This window comes from Pseudomonas sp. MWU13-2517 (assembly GCF_023242545.1).
Lineage (GTDB): Bacteria > Pseudomonadota > Gammaproteobacteria > Pseudomonadales > Pseudomonadaceae > Aquipseudomonas.
This window is the reverse complement of record NZ_JALMFA010000019.1, coordinates 22,338-38,254: the sequence shown is the minus strand read 5'-3', so window position 1 is coordinate 38,254 and position 15,917 is coordinate 22,338. Positions and strand designations below refer to the sequence as shown.

13 protein-coding genes are annotated in these 15,917 nt (G+C 60.4%); 8 read left to right on the top strand and 5 right to left on the bottom strand.

Going from position 1 to position 15,917, the window contains the following annotated elements; translation table 11 throughout:
• Nucleotide 1 precedes the first annotated feature (1 nt).
• From rsmA to M5B97_RS24060, 4 genes are read right to left on the bottom strand one after another with little or no spacing between them, the layout of a single operon-like run.
• Nucleotides 2-814, bottom strand: coding sequence for a 16S rRNA (adenine(1518)-N(6)/adenine(1519)-N(6))-dimethyltransferase RsmA (gene rsmA / locus M5B97_RS24075; RefSeq protein ID WP_248732886.1), 813 nt, complete (start codon nt 812-814; stop codon nt 2-4).
• Nucleotides 811-1,800, bottom strand: a complete 990-nt coding sequence (pdxA, locus tag M5B97_RS24070) for a 4-hydroxythreonine-4-phosphate dehydrogenase PdxA (RefSeq protein WP_248732885.1) — start codon at nt 1,798-1,800, stop codon at nt 811-813. The genes rsmA and pdxA overlap by 4 nt, the downstream gene beginning before the upstream one ends.
• Complete coding sequence (locus M5B97_RS24065; RefSeq protein WP_148046913.1) at nt 1,797-3,137, bottom strand: peptidylprolyl isomerase; 1,341 nt, start codon at nt 3,135-3,137, stop codon at nt 1,797-1,799. The genes pdxA and M5B97_RS24065 overlap by 4 nt, the downstream gene beginning before the upstream one ends.
• On the bottom strand, nt 3,112-5,889 hold the full coding sequence (locus M5B97_RS24060; protein WP_248732884.1) for an LPS-assembly protein LptD: 2,778 nt from the start codon (nt 5,887-5,889) through the stop codon (nt 3,112-3,114). The genes M5B97_RS24065 and M5B97_RS24060 overlap by 26 nt, the downstream gene beginning before the upstream one ends.
• Nucleotides 5,890-6,019: 130 nt before the next feature.
• Here M5B97_RS24060 and M5B97_RS24055 point away from each other — a divergent pair, with 130 nt between their 5' ends.
• From M5B97_RS24055 to M5B97_RS24045, 3 genes are read left to right on the top strand one after another with little or no spacing between them, the layout of a single operon-like run.
• On the top strand, nt 6,020-7,045 hold the full coding sequence (locus tag M5B97_RS24055; RefSeq protein WP_248732883.1) for a phosphotransferase: 1,026 nt from the start codon (nt 6,020-6,022) through the stop codon (nt 7,043-7,045).
• Complete coding sequence (gene murU, locus M5B97_RS24050; RefSeq protein ID WP_248732882.1) at nt 7,042-7,716, top strand: N-acetylmuramate alpha-1-phosphate uridylyltransferase MurU; 675 nt, start codon at nt 7,042-7,044, stop codon at nt 7,714-7,716. Before M5B97_RS24055 ends, murU begins: the two co-directional genes overlap by 4 nt.
• A gap of 1 nt (nt 7,717) precedes the next feature.
• Entirely contained in the window at nt 7,718-8,485 is a 768-nt protein-coding gene (locus M5B97_RS24045) for a TerB family tellurite resistance protein (RefSeq protein WP_248732881.1), read from the top strand.
• Nucleotides 8,486-8,488: 3 nt separating this feature from the next.
• Here the strand turns inward: M5B97_RS24045 and M5B97_RS24040 are convergent, their stop codons facing one another.
• Nucleotides 8,489-9,460, bottom strand: coding sequence for an alpha/beta hydrolase family protein (locus tag M5B97_RS24040; RefSeq protein WP_248732880.1), 972 nt, complete (start codon nt 9,458-9,460; stop codon nt 8,489-8,491).
• A 77-nt stretch (nt 9,461-9,537) separates the two neighbouring features.
• Between M5B97_RS24040 and M5B97_RS24035 the strand changes: the two genes are divergently transcribed.
• From M5B97_RS24035 to M5B97_RS24015, 5 genes are all read left to right on the top strand, one after another.
• Complete coding sequence (locus M5B97_RS24035) at nt 9,538-11,532, top strand: transporter substrate-binding domain-containing protein (protein WP_248732879.1); 1,995 nt, start codon at nt 9,538-9,540, stop codon at nt 11,530-11,532.
• Nucleotides 11,533-11,544: 12 nt separating this feature from the next.
• The gene (locus M5B97_RS24030; RefSeq protein ID WP_177421593.1) at nt 11,545-12,180 is read left to right on the top strand and encodes a response regulator transcription factor; all 636 of its coding nucleotides are present in this window, start codon (nt 11,545-11,547) and stop codon (nt 12,178-12,180) included.
• Nucleotides 12,181-12,406: 226 nt separating this feature from the next.
• Nucleotides 12,407-13,519, top strand: coding sequence for an ABC transporter ATP-binding protein (locus tag M5B97_RS24025; RefSeq protein ID WP_248732878.1), 1,113 nt, complete (start codon nt 12,407-12,409; stop codon nt 13,517-13,519).
• Between the two features lie 43 nt (nt 13,520-13,562).
• The gene (locus M5B97_RS24020; protein ID WP_248732877.1) at nt 13,563-14,603 is read left to right on the top strand and encodes an ABC transporter substrate-binding protein; all 1,041 of its coding nucleotides are present in this window, start codon (nt 13,563-13,565) and stop codon (nt 14,601-14,603) included.
• A 78-nt stretch (nt 14,604-14,681) separates the two neighbouring features.
• The gene (locus M5B97_RS24015; RefSeq protein WP_134658979.1) at nt 14,682-15,914 is read left to right on the top strand and encodes an ABC transporter permease; all 1,233 of its coding nucleotides are present in this window, start codon (nt 14,682-14,684) and stop codon (nt 15,912-15,914) included.
• The last annotated feature ends 3 nt before the right edge of the window (nt 15,915-15,917 follow it).

Genomic DNA, 15,917 nt, shown 5'->3' with positions numbered 1-15,917 from the left:
TTCAGTCCGCGGCGGGCGGCGGTTGGATGGCAAGCTGGTCGGCCAGGCGTACGAACGCGGCCAGGTCCAGTTGCTCTGGGCGCAAGCTGCCATCGACGCCGGCGGCTTCGATTTCAGCGTTGCTCAGCAGTGCCTTGAGCGTGTTACGCAAGGTCTTGCGACGCTGGTTGAACGCTTCACGTACCACGCGTTCGAGCAGTCGATGGTCCTTGGCGGGATGCGGGAGCACGGCGTGAGGCACCAGTCGCACGATAGCCGAGTCGACCTTCGGCGGCGGATTGAATGCGCCAGGGCCGACGTTGAACAAATGTTCTACGCGGCAGTGGTACTGGACCATGATCGACAGGCGACCCCAGTCACCGCCGCCCGGGCCGGCGGCCAGACGCTCAACCACTTCCTTTTGCAGCATGAAGTGCATGTCGCGGATGATCCCGGCGTTGTTCAGCAGGTGGAAAATCAGCGGTGTGGAGATGTTGTACGGCAGGTTGCCGACGACGCGCAGGCTGTTGGGCGCCGCATTGAGGCTATTGAAGTCGAACTTCAGCGCATCACCCTGGTGCAGGTTGAAGTTGAACTTGCCGGCAAACTGCTGATTGAGGATCGGGATCAGGTCCTTGTCCAGCTCAACCACGTCCAGTTGACCGCCGCTGGCCAGCAGGCCCTGGGTCAATGCGCCTTGGCCCGGGCCGATTTCCAGCAGACGATCTTCGGGCTTGGCATGGATGGAGCGCAAAATACGGTCGATCACGCCAGCGTCGTGCAGGAAGTTCTGCCCGAAGCGCTTGCGCGCCCGGTGTTGGTAGTGCTCAGTCATATACGGGTCTCGGCCATCTGATAGGCGGTTTCCAAGGCCACGTGCAGGCTGCCGGTATCAATCTTGCCGCTGCCTGCCAGGTCCAGGGCAGTGCCATGGTCGACGGAGGTACGGATAATCGGCAGGCCCAGTGTCACGTTGACTGCGGCGCCGAAGCCTTTGTATTTCAGCACGGGCAGTCCTTGGTCATGGTACATCGCCAGCACTGCATCGCAGTGCTCCAGATATTTGGGGGTAAACAGAGTGTCCGCAGGCAGTGGGCCACGCAGGTCCATACCTTCTTGGCGCAGACGCTCTAATGTCGGTTCTATGATGTCGATTTCTTCATGGCCCAGGTGGCCGCCTTCACCGGCGTGGGGGTTGAGCCCACAGACCAGGATGCGCGGTTGGGCGATGCCGAATTTCTGTTGCAGGTCGGTGTGCAGGATGCGTGTGACACGCTCAACCCGCTCGGCGGTGATCGCGTCTGCAATTTCACGCAGCGGCAGATGCGTCGTCACTAACGCAACGCGCAGGCCGCGAGTCGCCAGCATCATCACGACTTGGGCGGTATGGGTGAGTTCGGCGAGGAATTCGGTATGGCCGGAAAAGGCGATGCCGGATTCGTTGATCACACCTTTGTGTACAGGGGCGGTGATCATGCCGGCGAAGTCGCCATCCATGCAGCCTTGCCCGGCGCGAGTCAGGGTTTCCAGCACAAAGGCCGCGTTGGCCTTGTTCAGTTGTCCGGCAACCACTTTGTCCGGCAGCGGGGTGTCCCACACATACAGGCTGTCTTTGGGGGCTGGCACATCGGGCCAGTTGCCCGGCGCCACGTCCAGCAGGTTGACGGCCACGCCCAGCTGCGCAGCCCGCTCAAGGAGCAGGTCGCGGCTGGTAATGGCAATCAGGGGGTGTGGCTGGGGTTGCGAGGCGAGCAGCAGGCAAAGGTCTGGACCAATGCCGGCCGGCTCGCCGGGGGTGACCGCAAAACGTTGGGGTTTCACTGGCTTGCCTGGTTGGTGCCTGTTTGCTCGGCGCCTGGCAGCTTGTTCTCAACGTAGGCTTCGTCGCGGATCTGACGCAGCCAGGTTTGCAGCTCTTCGTCGTATTTGCGGTTACGCAGCACGGTCAAGGCTTGTTGCTCGCGAGCCTGGGTGGTGTTGTCGGTGGCGCGACGGCCAAGGACTTCCAGCACATGCCAGCCATATTGGGTCTTGAAGGGCTTGGACAGCACGCCTTGCGGAGTCTTGGCCATCACTTCCTGGAACTCCGGCACCAGTGCTTTCGGGTCGATCCAGTTCAAGTCGCCGCCGTTAAGCGCCGAACCCGGGTCTTCCGAGAAGCTCTTGGCCAGGGTCGCGAAGTCTTCACCGCCTTCGATGCGGTCATAGATCTTCTGGGCCAGTTCCTTGGTTTGTGCCTCGGTGCGGATTTCACTTGGCTTGACCAGGATGTGACGAACATGGACTTCGTCTTTCAACGAGGTCTCGCCACCGCGTTTGCCCAACAGCTTGAGGATGATGAAGCCGCCAGGTGTACGGGCGGGCTGGGTGATACCACCCACTTCCATTGCACTGAGCTCGCGGTCGAACGGAGGTGGCAACTGAGCGGCTTTACGCCAGCCCATGTCACCACCGTCCAGGGCGTTATCGCTGCCGGATACGGCAATGGCGGTCTGAGCAAAGTCAGCGCCGGCCTTCAGGCGGTCATAAACGGCCTGGGTTTTGGCAGCGGCGGCATTGAGCTGCTCGGCGCTGGCACTGTCCGGCGTCGGAATCAGGATATTGGCCAGGTGCAGTTCTTCAGAGAGCTGCATCTTGCCGAGGTCCGAAGCCAGGAAGTTCTTCACTTCCTGCTCGGAGACCTGAACCCGCTCGGCCACACGGCGCTGACGCACACGGCTGATGATCATTTCACGCTTGATCTGGTCACGGGCGTCCTCATAGGACAACCCATCGTGAGCCAGCGCGGCGCGGAACTGATCGATGGTCATGTTGTTGCGCTGAGCAATGGTGCCTACGGCCTGGTTCAACTCTTCGTCCGAAATACGGATGCCGGAGCGTTCGCCGATCTGCAGTTGCAGGTTCTCGACGATCAGGCGCTCCAGCACCTGGGGTTCCAGGACGCTGGTCGGAGGCACACCGCCGCCACGCTTGGCGATGGTTTGCTGAACCTCCTTGACCCGCTGGTCAAGCTGGCTCTGCATGATCACGTCGTTATCGACAATGGCCGCGACTTTATCCAGCTGTTGAACGGCAGCGTGTGCCGATACGGTGCCCAGGAACAACGCGCCCAGCACGAGTGGGCGCAGACAATCAGAAAGCTTGATCTTCACGTTCACGATAACCTTGAATGCCTTTGTCGAGGAAGCTCTCTACCTTGGCGCCGGTCAGGCCGCCGAGTCCTTTGAGGACAATCTGGAAGAAGAGCCCGTGGTCACCCTTTTCATTGAGAGGGGCGATCTGACTGTATTCGTCGTTGGAAACCCAGTAACGGTTGATAACGCGCAGTTTCCAGCAGCAGTTGTCGTACTCGAAACCACCGAAGGCTTCCAGGGTACGGTTGCGTGCATAGTCATACTGCCAGCGGGTGATCAGGTTCCACTGCGGAACGATCGGCCACATCATCGAGAAGTCGTGTTGCTGGATTTTGTAGTAATCCTTCACGAAGTTGTCAGTGCCAGGTGTGCCGTAATCACCGCCGAACTGCCATTTACCGGTCAGCTGGTTGTACACCACCTGGTCGTTGCGATAGCGATAACCGACGTTGATAACCTTGTTCGGGTTGTCTTCCGGCTGGTAGTGGAACATCGCGCTACCGGAGCGAGGGCTGTGGGTGTCGGTATCCCAGTTGTAGTCGGCAGTAGCACGCCAGTCGCGGTTGAAGCGAAACTCGTAATCCAGAGCAATCGGCGATACGTTCGATTGTGCGTCGGCGCGGTCGGACGCCAGGATGCCGGGCAGTTGTACTTCTCGATCCTTGAAGTACAGCGCCTGGCCCACGGACACGCGCTGGCGTTCAAAGCCATTCTCTTCGATCCAGCGGCTGGTCACACCAAGGGACAGCTTGTTCTCATCACCGATCCGGTCGGTGCCGCTGAAGCGGTTATCGCGGAATAGCGAGGCATAGCTGAATGTGTATTCGCTGGTATCAAAGACCGGGATGTCGCTCTGGTCTTTGTTCGGTACGTAGAGGTAGTAGGCACGCGGTTCCAGAGTTTGACGATAATCCTTGCCAAACCAGTTGGTGTTGCGGTCGAAGTAGAGTCCGCTATCTACGCTAGCGACTGGCAGCGCACGATCCTGCGAGCTTTTGAATGTCTGACCAGCAGCGATCATGTCCGCCTTGCCCGTACCGTCAAGGTCCAGGTCGTACTTGGTGTATACGTACTTCAACTTCGGCGTAATAAACCCGTAGGTCCAGTTCATCGGATATTCGACTGCTGGAGCAACATTCAATCGAGTACCGTTTGCACGAGTCAGCCCACGGACGTTGGTGTCCAAGCGAGCTGACTCTGCGCCGTTCTCATCTGTAAAAATGCCATTTTCAAGGCTGCGTTCAAATCGAACTGCTTCGGTTTCGTACGTGAAGTTCAATCCGCCAGGGTGATACGGCAAAGCCCCGTTGAAAGTGATTTGTGGCAATCGATCATACGGCGTGATCTGGGAAATCGTGGCCAACTGGTACGCCTGGAGATTCAAGCGAGCCTGGTAGGAGTCGCCGCGATATGACACAGAACCTTGCTGGTTAAGGAAGTCCTGGCTCCGAATACCTTCCTGATAGGCCTTCAGATCTTGGAAGTAGTATGGATCACTGATCTTCGTGTAATCCACCTGTGTCGTCAGGCGGGAATCCAGCCCACCCTTATGCTGCCAATTGAGCATATAGCGAGTTTTTTCGTAATCGCTCTGCTGCTTCCGTTCGTCGCTATCGTCATTCAGATATGCGCCCCCAAACTGACCTTCGCTGGACTTGGTGAGGTAGCGGAATTCGCCTTCCATCAACATGCCGCGCTTGGTCATGTATTGCGGGTACAACGTGGCATCGTAGTTCGGCGCCAGGTTGAAGTAGTAAGGCGTGACCAGGGTAAAGCCGGTTTCGCTACCGGTGCTGAAGCTCGGCGGCAGGAAGCCGGATTGACGACGGTTGTCGATCGGGAAATAGATGTAAGGGGTATAGAGGATCGGGATGTTCTTGATCCGCAACGTCGCGTTGGTTGCCGTACCGAAGCCGGTGGCAGGGTTCAACGTGATGTTGTTGCCCTTGAGCTGCCAGGCGTTGCTGTCTGGCTCGCACGTGGTGTACGTACCGTCCTTGAGACGGATGATCGCGTTCTCTGCACGCTTGGCGTACAGCGCGTTACCGCGGATACGCGACTTGTGCATCACGTATTCGGCATTGTCGATCTGGGCTGCACCGGTGTCGAGCTGCACCTGGGCATGGTCACCAACGATCAGGGCCCCGTTGTCGCGCAGACGAACGTTGCCGTTCAGCTCGCCTCGGTTCTCCGCCTGATACAGACTGGCTTCCTGAGCTTCCAACTGCATGCTGCCCTGGCGCATGACGACGTCACCGGCCAAGGTCGCGATCTGTTGTTCCTGCTCGTAACGAGAGGCCTTGGCGCCGATGAACGTCGGCGCGTCGCTCTTGTTCGTCTTGTCATTCATGCCTGGACGCGTCGGCTCGATGTACGCACCACCGCAATACGGGCCGGTTTCGGCCAACTGGGCGGCGGTCAGCTTCTCGCGAGGCACCCAGTCCAGGTGGCTGTAGTCGGCGCTGCGCGAACGCAGGCCACGGCCCTTGGATTCGGTGACCAGCATGGTCTTGGGCTCGGCGTCGGCACTGCCGCCGGTTTCGCCTTGCGGCGTACCGTTGGCCGAGCTGACGGCAGAGCCATCATGCACCGGGCGTGGTGGCAGTGGGGCTGCGGCGGTTTTCGGCGCGCAATCCCAGGCACCCGAAGCAGAGACTGAGCAGTCATACTGTTCCGCGGCGACCACGAATGAGGTGGCGAAGGGTTGCAAGGCCAGCAGACTGCCGGTTACCAGCAACGGAAATTTTCTACGAAACGCGGGGGATTTCAATGCCATCTTATTAGTCCGGGCTTCCTGCGTGCCATCTGCCCGCGGTTTGGGCCGCACGCCTCTCGATGGTCTGAAAAAGATGCGTGATAATAAAGCATGCCCCGCTTGACGGCTAGCGCCGTCGGAGACCCTAGTAATGCCCGAGCAAGATCTACGTTTACAACAGTTGCAAAGCTGGCTGGATGAGCAATTACCGATCCTTTTCAACGCTCAAGGTTGGGGTGCCGTACCCCCGGCCACATTGACCGCGGCCAGCAGCGACGCGAGTTTCAGGCGTTACTTCCGGTGGGAAGGGGGGGCGCATACATTCGTTGTCATGGACGCTCCTCCACCCCAGGAAAACTGCAAACCTTTCGTCGATATTGCAGATTTGCTGGCGAAATCGGGGATAAACGTGCCAAAAATTTATGCTGAAGACCTGCCTCGTGGCTTTCTTTTGCTTAATGACCTGGGCAGAAAAACCTATCTGGACGTGATTGACGCTCAAAACGCCGATCAATTGTTCAGCGATGCCATCGACGCGTTGCTGGCCTTCCAGCAGTTGCCGATGGACGCACCGTTACCCAGCTATGACGTAGCTTTACTACGCCGTGAGCTTGAATTGTTTCCTGAGTGGTACGTTCGCCGGCACCTGGGTATCGAGTTCGATACTCGGCAGCGCGATCTTTGGCAACGCGTCAGCGAACAACTGATCGACAGCGCCCTGGCCCAGCCAAAGGTGCTGGTGCACCGCGATTACATGCCACGCAACCTGATGATCAGCTCGCCTAACCCGGGTGTGCTGGATTTCCAGGACGCGGTCTACGGCCCGGTGACCTATGACATCACCTGCCTGTTCAAGGACGCGTTCCTCAGTTGGCCCCAGGCCCGTGTGCGGGAGTGGCAGCACGGCTACTGGGAGCGTGCCGCGCAATTGGGCATCCCCGTGCACGCCGACTTCGACGCTTTCCTGCGTGCCAGCGACCTGATGGGCGTGCAGCGCCACCTCAAGGTCATCGGCATCTTTGCGCGCATTTGCCACCGCGATGGCAAGCCACGCTATCTGGCGGATGTGCCGCGCTTCTTTGCTTATATAGAGGCGGTACTTGCAGACCGGCCCGAACTGCGCGAACTGGGTGAGTTGCTTGCCAGCCTGCGTGAACCTGTCGAGGCGAGCGTATGAAGGCGATGATCCTGGCAGCGGGCAAGGGCGAGCGCATGCGCCCGCTGACCTTGCACACGCCCAAACCGCTGGTGCAGGCAGGCGGCAAGCGGTTGATCGAATATCACCTTGAGGCACTGGCGAAGGCCGGCTTCACCGAGATTGTGATCAACCATGCCTGGCTCGGTCAGCAGATCGAAAGCTACCTCGGTGACGGCGCGCAGTTTGGCCTGCGCATCCAGTACTCGGCCGAAGGTGAGCCTCTGGAAACCGGAGGCGGGATTTTCCAGGCCTTGCCGTTGCTGGGGGATGAGCCGTTCCTGGTGGTCAATGGGGATATCTGGACCGATTACGACTTCACTCGGCTACGACAGCCGCTCCAGGGCTTGGCCCACCTGGTGATGGTGGATAACCCGGCGCATCATCCCTCGGGTGGTGATTTCTACCTGGACCAGGGTTTGCTTCATGATGCCGCGCCCGGTGCCGATAACCTGACCTTCAGTGGCATTTCGGTACTCGACCCACAGTTGTTCGCGGGTTGCAGTGCCGGTGCCTTCAAATTGGCACCGCTGCTGCGGGCGGCCATGGCGAAAGGTCAGGTAACGGGGGAGCACATGGCGGGACGCTGGATTGATGTGGGGACACTGGAGCGCCTGGCGCAGGTCGACACCCTGCTGACTACGGAGCAATAAGATGTTGTGGCCAGGGACGCTGATCGGCGCCGGGGCTGGCTTTGCCATTGCCAGTATCCCGGGGGCTTTGTTGGGGGCATTGTTGGGACAGGCGTTGGATCGTCGCTTGCAGCTGCAGAGTTGGGCGCAGTTGCGCGAACGCATGGGCGGCCGACCGACGCTGCGCAATGACGAATTGCTGTTTGTGCTGCTGGGACGGCTGGCCAAAAGCAATGGTCGGGTTACGGATGGGCATATCCAGCAGGCGCGCCAGGAAATGCGCGCGCTGGACATGAACGAGCCCGCCCAGCGGCGCGCCATCACTGCATTCAATCGGGGCAAGTCCGGGAGCGATCGGGTGCGTGGCTATTTGCGTGTGCTCAAGGCGCAACCCCATGCGGCAGAGGGTGTATTGCGCGCTTGCTGGCGCATGGCATGGGCCGATGGGAGGGCGGATGACGCCGAGCGCGATTTGATTGATCAGTGGGGCAAGTGGTTGGGGTGGACGCCGCAACAACTGCAAGCACTGGCGTCCGATTACGCCCCCGAGCGCAAGCCGCTGGCGAACCGAGGAGGGGCCTATCAAGAGGCGTTGCGGATTCTGGGGGTAACAGCCACTACGGAGCCCTCAGTGATCAAACGCGCCTATCGTCGCCTGCTCAGCCGTCACCACCCGGACAAGATTGCCGGCACAGGCGCGAGCCCCGCGCAGGTGCGCGAGGCAACCGAGCGCACCCGCGAACTGCACAACGCCTATGCGTTGATTCGCGAGCGGCGCGACTTCAGGTAGGGCTCAGTCGACGGTCTGTGGGCTTAACCAGCCACGAACCCGCCGATACAACTGCTCCTGCTCGGCCGAGCTGTTGCCGGGCAGGGTCTTGAGTGACACCTGCTTATAGCCGTCATTCTTCCCACGCTTGGCGGCTTGAAGACGCGCCAGGGCATTTTTGCGTTCCTGGGCACTGTCTTGGTAGAAGACATCCGCTGTCGGCACCTTCAATGCAGGGGCCACTTGTTGCAGATCCGGCTGGCGACCCACCGGGGTCTTGCCGGCCACCATCACCAGCTTCTGAACCTGAGCCGGTTGTTTCTCGCTCAGGTAACGTGCGGCCCACCAGGCACCAGTACCATGGCCGAGCAGCACCACGCTGCGGGCGCTCTGGGTCTGGGCAAAGGCCACGGCTGCGTCGATCCTGTCGAAAATACGCTTGGCGTCGGTCTTGTCCTGTTCATCCGCTCCCGGCACTACTGCCGGATCGGTGCCTTCGGCTTCGGCGCTGGCGGCTTGTTCGACGGGCTTGACCACAGTGCTGCCGTCTTTGCTGCTGGTGTCGACGGTTGCCTTGGGTGCTTCGATCACCCGTGGCGGCAGGGTGTCCATGCTCACGTCCGGCAGCGACAGACTGAGGCTGCCCCAGTTGGCGTCCGGCAATTTGCGGCGCAATGGGCCGATTGCCTGCGGCCAGTCAGCATTTTCCCCGGCGCCGGGGACGATAATCACCACCCCTTCCGATTCGGCGCTGTTGGCGGGCTTCCACAAGGCCAGGAACGAATCGCTGCCGGCCTGCAATTGTTGTTGTTCGTGTTGTGGGATATTGCGCTCCAAGGCGCTGGCCTCTTCCTGGCTACGCTCGGGTAGAGGTTGGCGCTCTGCGGGCTTTTCGGCGGCGGGCGCGGGGGCGTCAGCGGCCTGAACGGAAAAGACGCTGGTAAATAGCAGCGACAGGCACAATGCTGGCAGTGCCGAACGGTGGTGAAAGGGCATCGTTGATTCCCGGCCAGAAGTGATTCCAGCAGCCTAATGGGTTGGTCAGTATTTGTCAGTGATGTGAGACGTGGATCATGGTTTTTCGCTGTCTGCTGGTTATCGGCGGTTTGTGCTGCGCCTTGATGGCGAATGCCGCGCCTGCGCCCGTTGCGCCGCAGGCACAGCTCAATGCGCAGCAGCGTGAGTGGCTGGGCAGGCATCCGGAGTTGCGCGTGGGGCTGGTATTGCAGGCGCCTTACGCGCAATACGATCGGCGTCTGCAGCGCTTGTCCGGGGCCAATGTGGAGTTGATGCAGTGGCTGGCCAAGGCACTGAATATTGAGGTGTTGTGGCGCAACTTCCCCGATCAGGAGCAGTTGGAGGCTGCCGTGCGCGACGGCGAAGTGGATATTGCGCCTGGCCTGCAGCAAACCCCGGCGGGTTTGCGCCTGTGGTTATTCACCGACCCTTATATGCGTGTGCCCCAGCATATTGTCGGCGTCCGCGAAGGCGGCGGCGCGGTGGAACTTGAAAAACTCGACGAGCAATCCCGCATTGCCGTGCGCATGCCCAGTGCCGTGGCCGATTACCTGCGCAGCACTTATCCCAACCTCAACGTGCAAGGGGTGCCTATGGAGCGCCAGGCCTTGCAGTTGCTGGTGAGCCAACAGGCACGGTACGCCGTGGTTGATGAAGCTCAATTGAGTCGGTTGTCCGGCGAGGCAGAGTTTGCGGGGCTGGCAGTGGTCGGCGATATCGGCCTGCCGCAGTTGCTGCGGGTGGCCACGCGTCGTGATTGGCCGGAATTGGCAACCCTGATGCAGAGCGCCCTGCGGGCGATACCCGCCCGTGACCTGGACCAGTTGCACAACCGCTGGCTGCAACCCCAATACCCGCGGTTGGCGGAGTTCCCGGGTTTCTGGAAGAACCTCAGCCTGTTGTTGGGCATACTCCTGCTCATCTGCCTCGCAATGGTGGTCTGGCAACGTCGCCAGCAACGTGGCCTGGAACACGACTTGCTGGCGGCGCGCGAAGAAAGCGCCGCCCGCGCTGCCGGTGCCGAAGCCTTGCGATTGACGCAGTTTTCCATCGATCAAAGTACGGTCGGTATTCTGTGGGTCAATTGGGACAGCCATGTGCGTTACGCCAATCGTGCGGCAGAAACCATGCTTGGCTACGGCGCGGGTGCGTTGATCGAGCGGCCGCTGATCGATGTCGATCCGACCTTGAACATGGACCGCTGGCTCAACCTGTGGAAGCGTGCGCGCGCCAGCGAGGAGGGCGGGCAAACCTTCGCCACTGACTGCGTGCGCGCCGACGGCAGTATTCTGCCCGCCGACGTGTCTTTGAGCTTCCTGCGTTTTGCGCAGGGCGAATACCTGGTGGTGTACCTCAACGATGTCACCGAGCGCCGTCGTTACGTGGCCGCCTTACTGCAAAGCGAGGCGCAGTTGCGCGAGTTGTCTGCCCACCTGGAAACCGTGCGCGAAGAAGAAAAGGCCCGTATCGCCCGCGAGGTGCATGATGAGTTGGGCCAGATGCTCACGGTGCTCAAGCTGGAAACTTCGATGTGCGAGCTGGCCTATGCGCAGCTCGACCCCGGCCTGAATGAACGGCTCAACAGCATGAAGCGCCTGATCGCCCAACTGTTCCAACTGGTGCGCGACGTGGCCACTGCGCTGCGTCCGCCGATCCTCGACGCCGGCATCGCCTCGGCCATCGAATGGCAGGCCCGTCGTTTCGAGGCTCGTACGCAAATCCCTTGTCTGGTGCAGGTGCCGGACAACCTGCCGGCCTTGAGCGATGCCAAGGCGATCGGTTTGTTCCGGGTCCTGCAGGAGGCGCTGACCAACGTGATGCGCCATGCCCAGGCGCATACCGTCGAGTTGACCTTGGTGATTGAGGGGGCAGACCTGCGGTTGACCATCAGCGATGATGGTGTCGGTTTCGTCGAGACCCTCGGCCGCCCTGTATCTTTTGGCGTGGTCGGTATGCGTGAACGGGTGCTGATGATGGGCGGGCAAATGAGCCTGCATAGCGAAGTGGGGGAAGGCACCACCCTGAGTGTCACGGTGCCGTTGGATGCATAACAACAAGAGGAAATGCCTGTGATTCGCGTACTGGTAGCCGAAGACCACACCATCGTCCGGGAGGGCATCAAGCAATTGATCGGCCTGGCCAAAGACCTGCAGGTGGTCGGTGAAGCCAGCAATGGCGAGCAGTTGCTGGACACCTTGCGCCATGTCGCGTGCGAGGTGGTGTTACTGGATATCTCGATGCCGGGCGTGAATGGCCTGGAGGCCATAGCGCGCATTCGGGCGCTGAGCAATCCGCCGGCGATTCTGGTGCTGTCGATGCATGATGAAGCGCAAATGGCCGCTCGCGCCCTGAAGGTCGGCGCGGCGGGGTATGCCACCAAGGACAGCGACCCGGCGCTGTTGCTGACCGCGATTCGCAAGGTGGCAGCCGGCGGACGCTATATCGACCCTGACCTGGCCGACCGTATGGTCTTCGAAGTCGGCCTGACCGATACGCGCCCGCTGCATTCGTTGTTGTCTGAGCGCGAGTTTTCGGTGTTCGAACGCTTGGCCCACGGCGCCAACGTCAATGACATTGCCCAGCAGTTGGCGCTGAGCAGCAAGACCATCAGCACTCACAAGGCGCGGTTGATGCAAAAGCTCAATATCACCTCGCTGGCGGAACTGGTGAAGTACGCCATGGAACACAGGCTGCTCTGACGACATGCCCATTAGCGACACCCTGTAAAACATCACCGAGCCCATTCCTGCCGCTTGCAGCTCACTCCTTGCAGCTGCACCGTCCTGTGCCCGCCATCGCTGTAGGGCAATCCCTACCCCCGTCCTTCCAACCGGCTGATGCCATTCTCTCCCGGCCCCCGATTTTCGGGGGCTTGCGCCTGGACTACGCTTGTTCCATTGCGGTCCAAAACACAAAGGTGCGGGTATGAGCGAGGTGGATACAAATGATGTGCTGGTCAGCTTTCGTGGCGTGCAGAAGAGCTACGACGGCGAGAACCTGATCGTCAAAGACCTCAACCTGGAGATTCGCAAGGGCGAGTTCCTTACCCTGCTTGGGCCGTCGGGCTCGGGCAAGACTACCAGCCTAATGATGCTCGCCGGCTTTGAAACACCGACCGCCGGCGAAATCCTCCTGGCCGGACGCGCCATCAACAATGTGCCGCCGCACAAGCGCGATATCGGCATGGTGTTCCAGAACTACGCTTTGTTCCCGCACATGACGGTCGCCGAGAACCTGGCGTTCCCGCTATCGGTGCGCTCGTTAAGCAAGACCGATATCAGTGAACGGGTCAAACGCGTGCTGAGCATGGTCCAGCTCGATGCTTTCGCCCAGCGTTACCCGGCCCAACTTTCCGGTGGTCAGCAACAGCGCGTGGCACTGGCCCGTGCGCTGGTGTTCGAACCGCAACTGGTATTGATGGACGAACCGCTCGGCGCCCTCGACAAGCAGCTGCGTGAACACATGCAGATGGAAATCAAGCACCTGCATCAACGTCTCGGCGTGACCGTGGTGTACGTGACCCACGATCAGGGCGAAGCCTTGACCATGTCCGACCGCGTGGCGGTGTTTCACCAGGGCGAGATCCAGCAGATTGCTGCGCCGCGTACCTTGTATGAAGAACCGAAAAATACCTTCGTCGCCAACTTCATCGGCGAGAACAACCGCCTCAACGGCCGCCTGCACAGCCATACCGGCGAGCGCTGCGTAGTGGAGCTGGCGCGCGGCGAAAAAGTCGAAGCGCTGGCGGTGAATGTGGGTCAGCTCGGCGGGCCGGTGACGCTGTCGGTGCGTCCGGAGCGAATCAGCCTCAATAGTTCTAGCGAAAGTTGCATCAATCGTTTTTCGGGACGGGTGGCGGAATTCATCTACCTGGGCGACCACGTGCGCGTGCGTCTGGAAGTCTGCGGCAAGAGCGATTTTTTTGTGAAACAACCGATCGCCGAGTTGGACCCGGCCATGGTGGTCGGCGACGTGGTACCGATTGGCTGGCAAGTCGAGCACGTTCGCGCACTCGACCCACTTCTAGAGGCGAATTGATCGCCCCATGGCTTCACCAACCCTGCACGTGGAGAGCACAACAATGTTGAGATCCCTTAAGTATTCAGCGCTGGCTATTGGCTTGATCGGCGCAACCCAGGCCATGGCAGGCCCGGACCTGACCGTCGTGTCCTTTGGTGGCGCGAACAAGGCCGCTCAGGTCAAAGCGTTTTACGCACCCTGGGAAAGCGCGGGCAACGGCAAGATCGTCGCCGGCGAGTACAACGGTGAAATGGCCAAGGTCAAGGCCATGGTCGACACCAAGAGCGTGTCCTGGGACCTGGTGGAGGTGGAGTCGCCGGAGCTGTCCCGTGGTTGTGACGAAGACATGTTCGAGCCGCTGGACCCGAAACTGTTCGGTAATGGCGCGGACTACGTGAAGGGCGCGATCCAGCCGTGCGGCGTAGGCTTCTTCGTATGGTCCACCGTGTTGGCCTACAACGCCGACAAGCTGGCTTCCGCGCCGACCAGTTGGGCGGATTTCTGGGACACCAAGAAATTCCCGGGCAAGCGCGGCCTGCGTAAAGGTGCCAAGTACACCCTGGAATTCGCCTTGATGGCCGACGGCGTAGCGCCGAAAGATGTGTACAAAGTGCTGGCGGGCAAAGATGGTCAGGACCGTGCGTTCAAGAAACTCGACGAACTCAAACCGTCTATCCAGTGGTGGGAAGCGGGCGCACAACCGCCGCAGTACCTGGCCTCGGGTGATGTGGTGATGAGCTCGGCCTACAACGGCCGCATCGCCGCCGTGCAGAAAGAAAGCAACCTGAAAGTGGTGTGGAACGGCGGCATCTACGACTTTGACGCATGGGCCATTCCTAAAGGCCTGGCGAAAGACCGTGCCGAAGCCGCGAAGAAGTTCATCGCCTTCTCGGTACAGCCGCAGCAGCAGAAGACCTACTCGGAAAACATCGCCTACGGCCCGGCCAACACCCAAGCCGTGCCGTTGCTGGCCAAGGACATCCTCAAGGATATGCCGACCACCCCAGAAAACATCGCGAACCAGGTGCAGATCGATGTGAGCTTCTGGGCGGATAACGGCGAGCAGTTGGAGCAGCGCTTCAATTCCTGGGCAGCCAAATAACACCGCGTAGCCCCTGTGGGAGAGGCCCTGCTCTCTCGCACAGGGGGCTGCATTTCTTCTCAAGTTCCGGAGTCAGCCATGGCGATCGCCATTCCCAGCCCCACCCTCAAGCAGCGCCTGGCGCGTGCCGAAAGGCTCAACCGCTGGAAGGCCCAGGCATTGATTGCACCGCTGGTGCTATTTTTGCTGCTGGTATTCCTGGTGCCGATCATTGCGCTGCTCTACAAAAGTATCGGTAACGAGGAAGTGGTCGGTGGTTTGCCGCGTACCGTGGTGGCGGTCAAGACCTGGGACGGCCGTGGCCTGCCCGGCGATCCGGTGTATCAGGCACTCAGCGAAGACCTGGGCGAAGCCCGCAAAAACCAGACGCTGGGCGACCTGTCCAAGCGCTTGAACATGGAGTTGGCCGGCTATCGCAGCCTGTTGACCAAAACCGCGCGGGCGCTGCCCTTTGCCGAGGCGCCCACTTCCTATAAAGAAGCGTTGGAAAGCCTCGATGAACGCTGGGGCGACCCCGCGTACTGGCAGGCGATCCGGCGCAATACCAGCAGCCTCACGCCGTTTTACCTGCTGGCGGCTGTCGACCACCGCATCAACGACCTGGGTGAAGTGGCCCCGGCCACGCCGGACCAGGCGATCTACCTGGACATCTTCGCCCGGACCTTCTGGATGGGCCTGGTGATTACCTTCATCTGCCTGTTGCTGGCCTATCCCTTGGCATACCTGCTGGCCAACCTGCCGGCGCGCAAAAGCAATCTGCTGATGATCCTGGTGCTGCTGCCGTTCTGGACTTCGATCCTGGTGCGGGTCGCCGCGTGGATCGTGCTGTTGCAATCCGGCGGCCTGATCAACAGTGCCTTGATGGGCATGGGCCTGATCGACAAACCCCTGGAACTGGTGTTCAACCGTACCGGGGTCTACATCTCTATGGTGCACATCCTGTTGCCGTTCATGATTCTGCCGATCTACAGCGTGATGAAGGGCATTTCACCCACCTATATGCGCGCGGCGATTTCCCTGGGTTGCCACCCGTTCGCCAGCTTCTGGCGAGTGTATTTCCCGCAGACCTACGCCGGCGTCGGTGCCGGTTGCCTGTTGGTGTTCATCCTGGCGATTGGTTACTACATCACCCCGGCGCTGCTCGGCAGCCCGAACGACCAGATGGTCAGCTACTTCGTGGCGTTCTACACCAACACCAGCATCAACTGGGGCATGGCCACGGCGTTGGGCGGCTTGCTGCTGCTGGCGACCGTGTTGCTGTACCTGATCTACAACCGGCTGGTGGGCGCCAGCCGCCTGCGCCTGAGCTGAGGA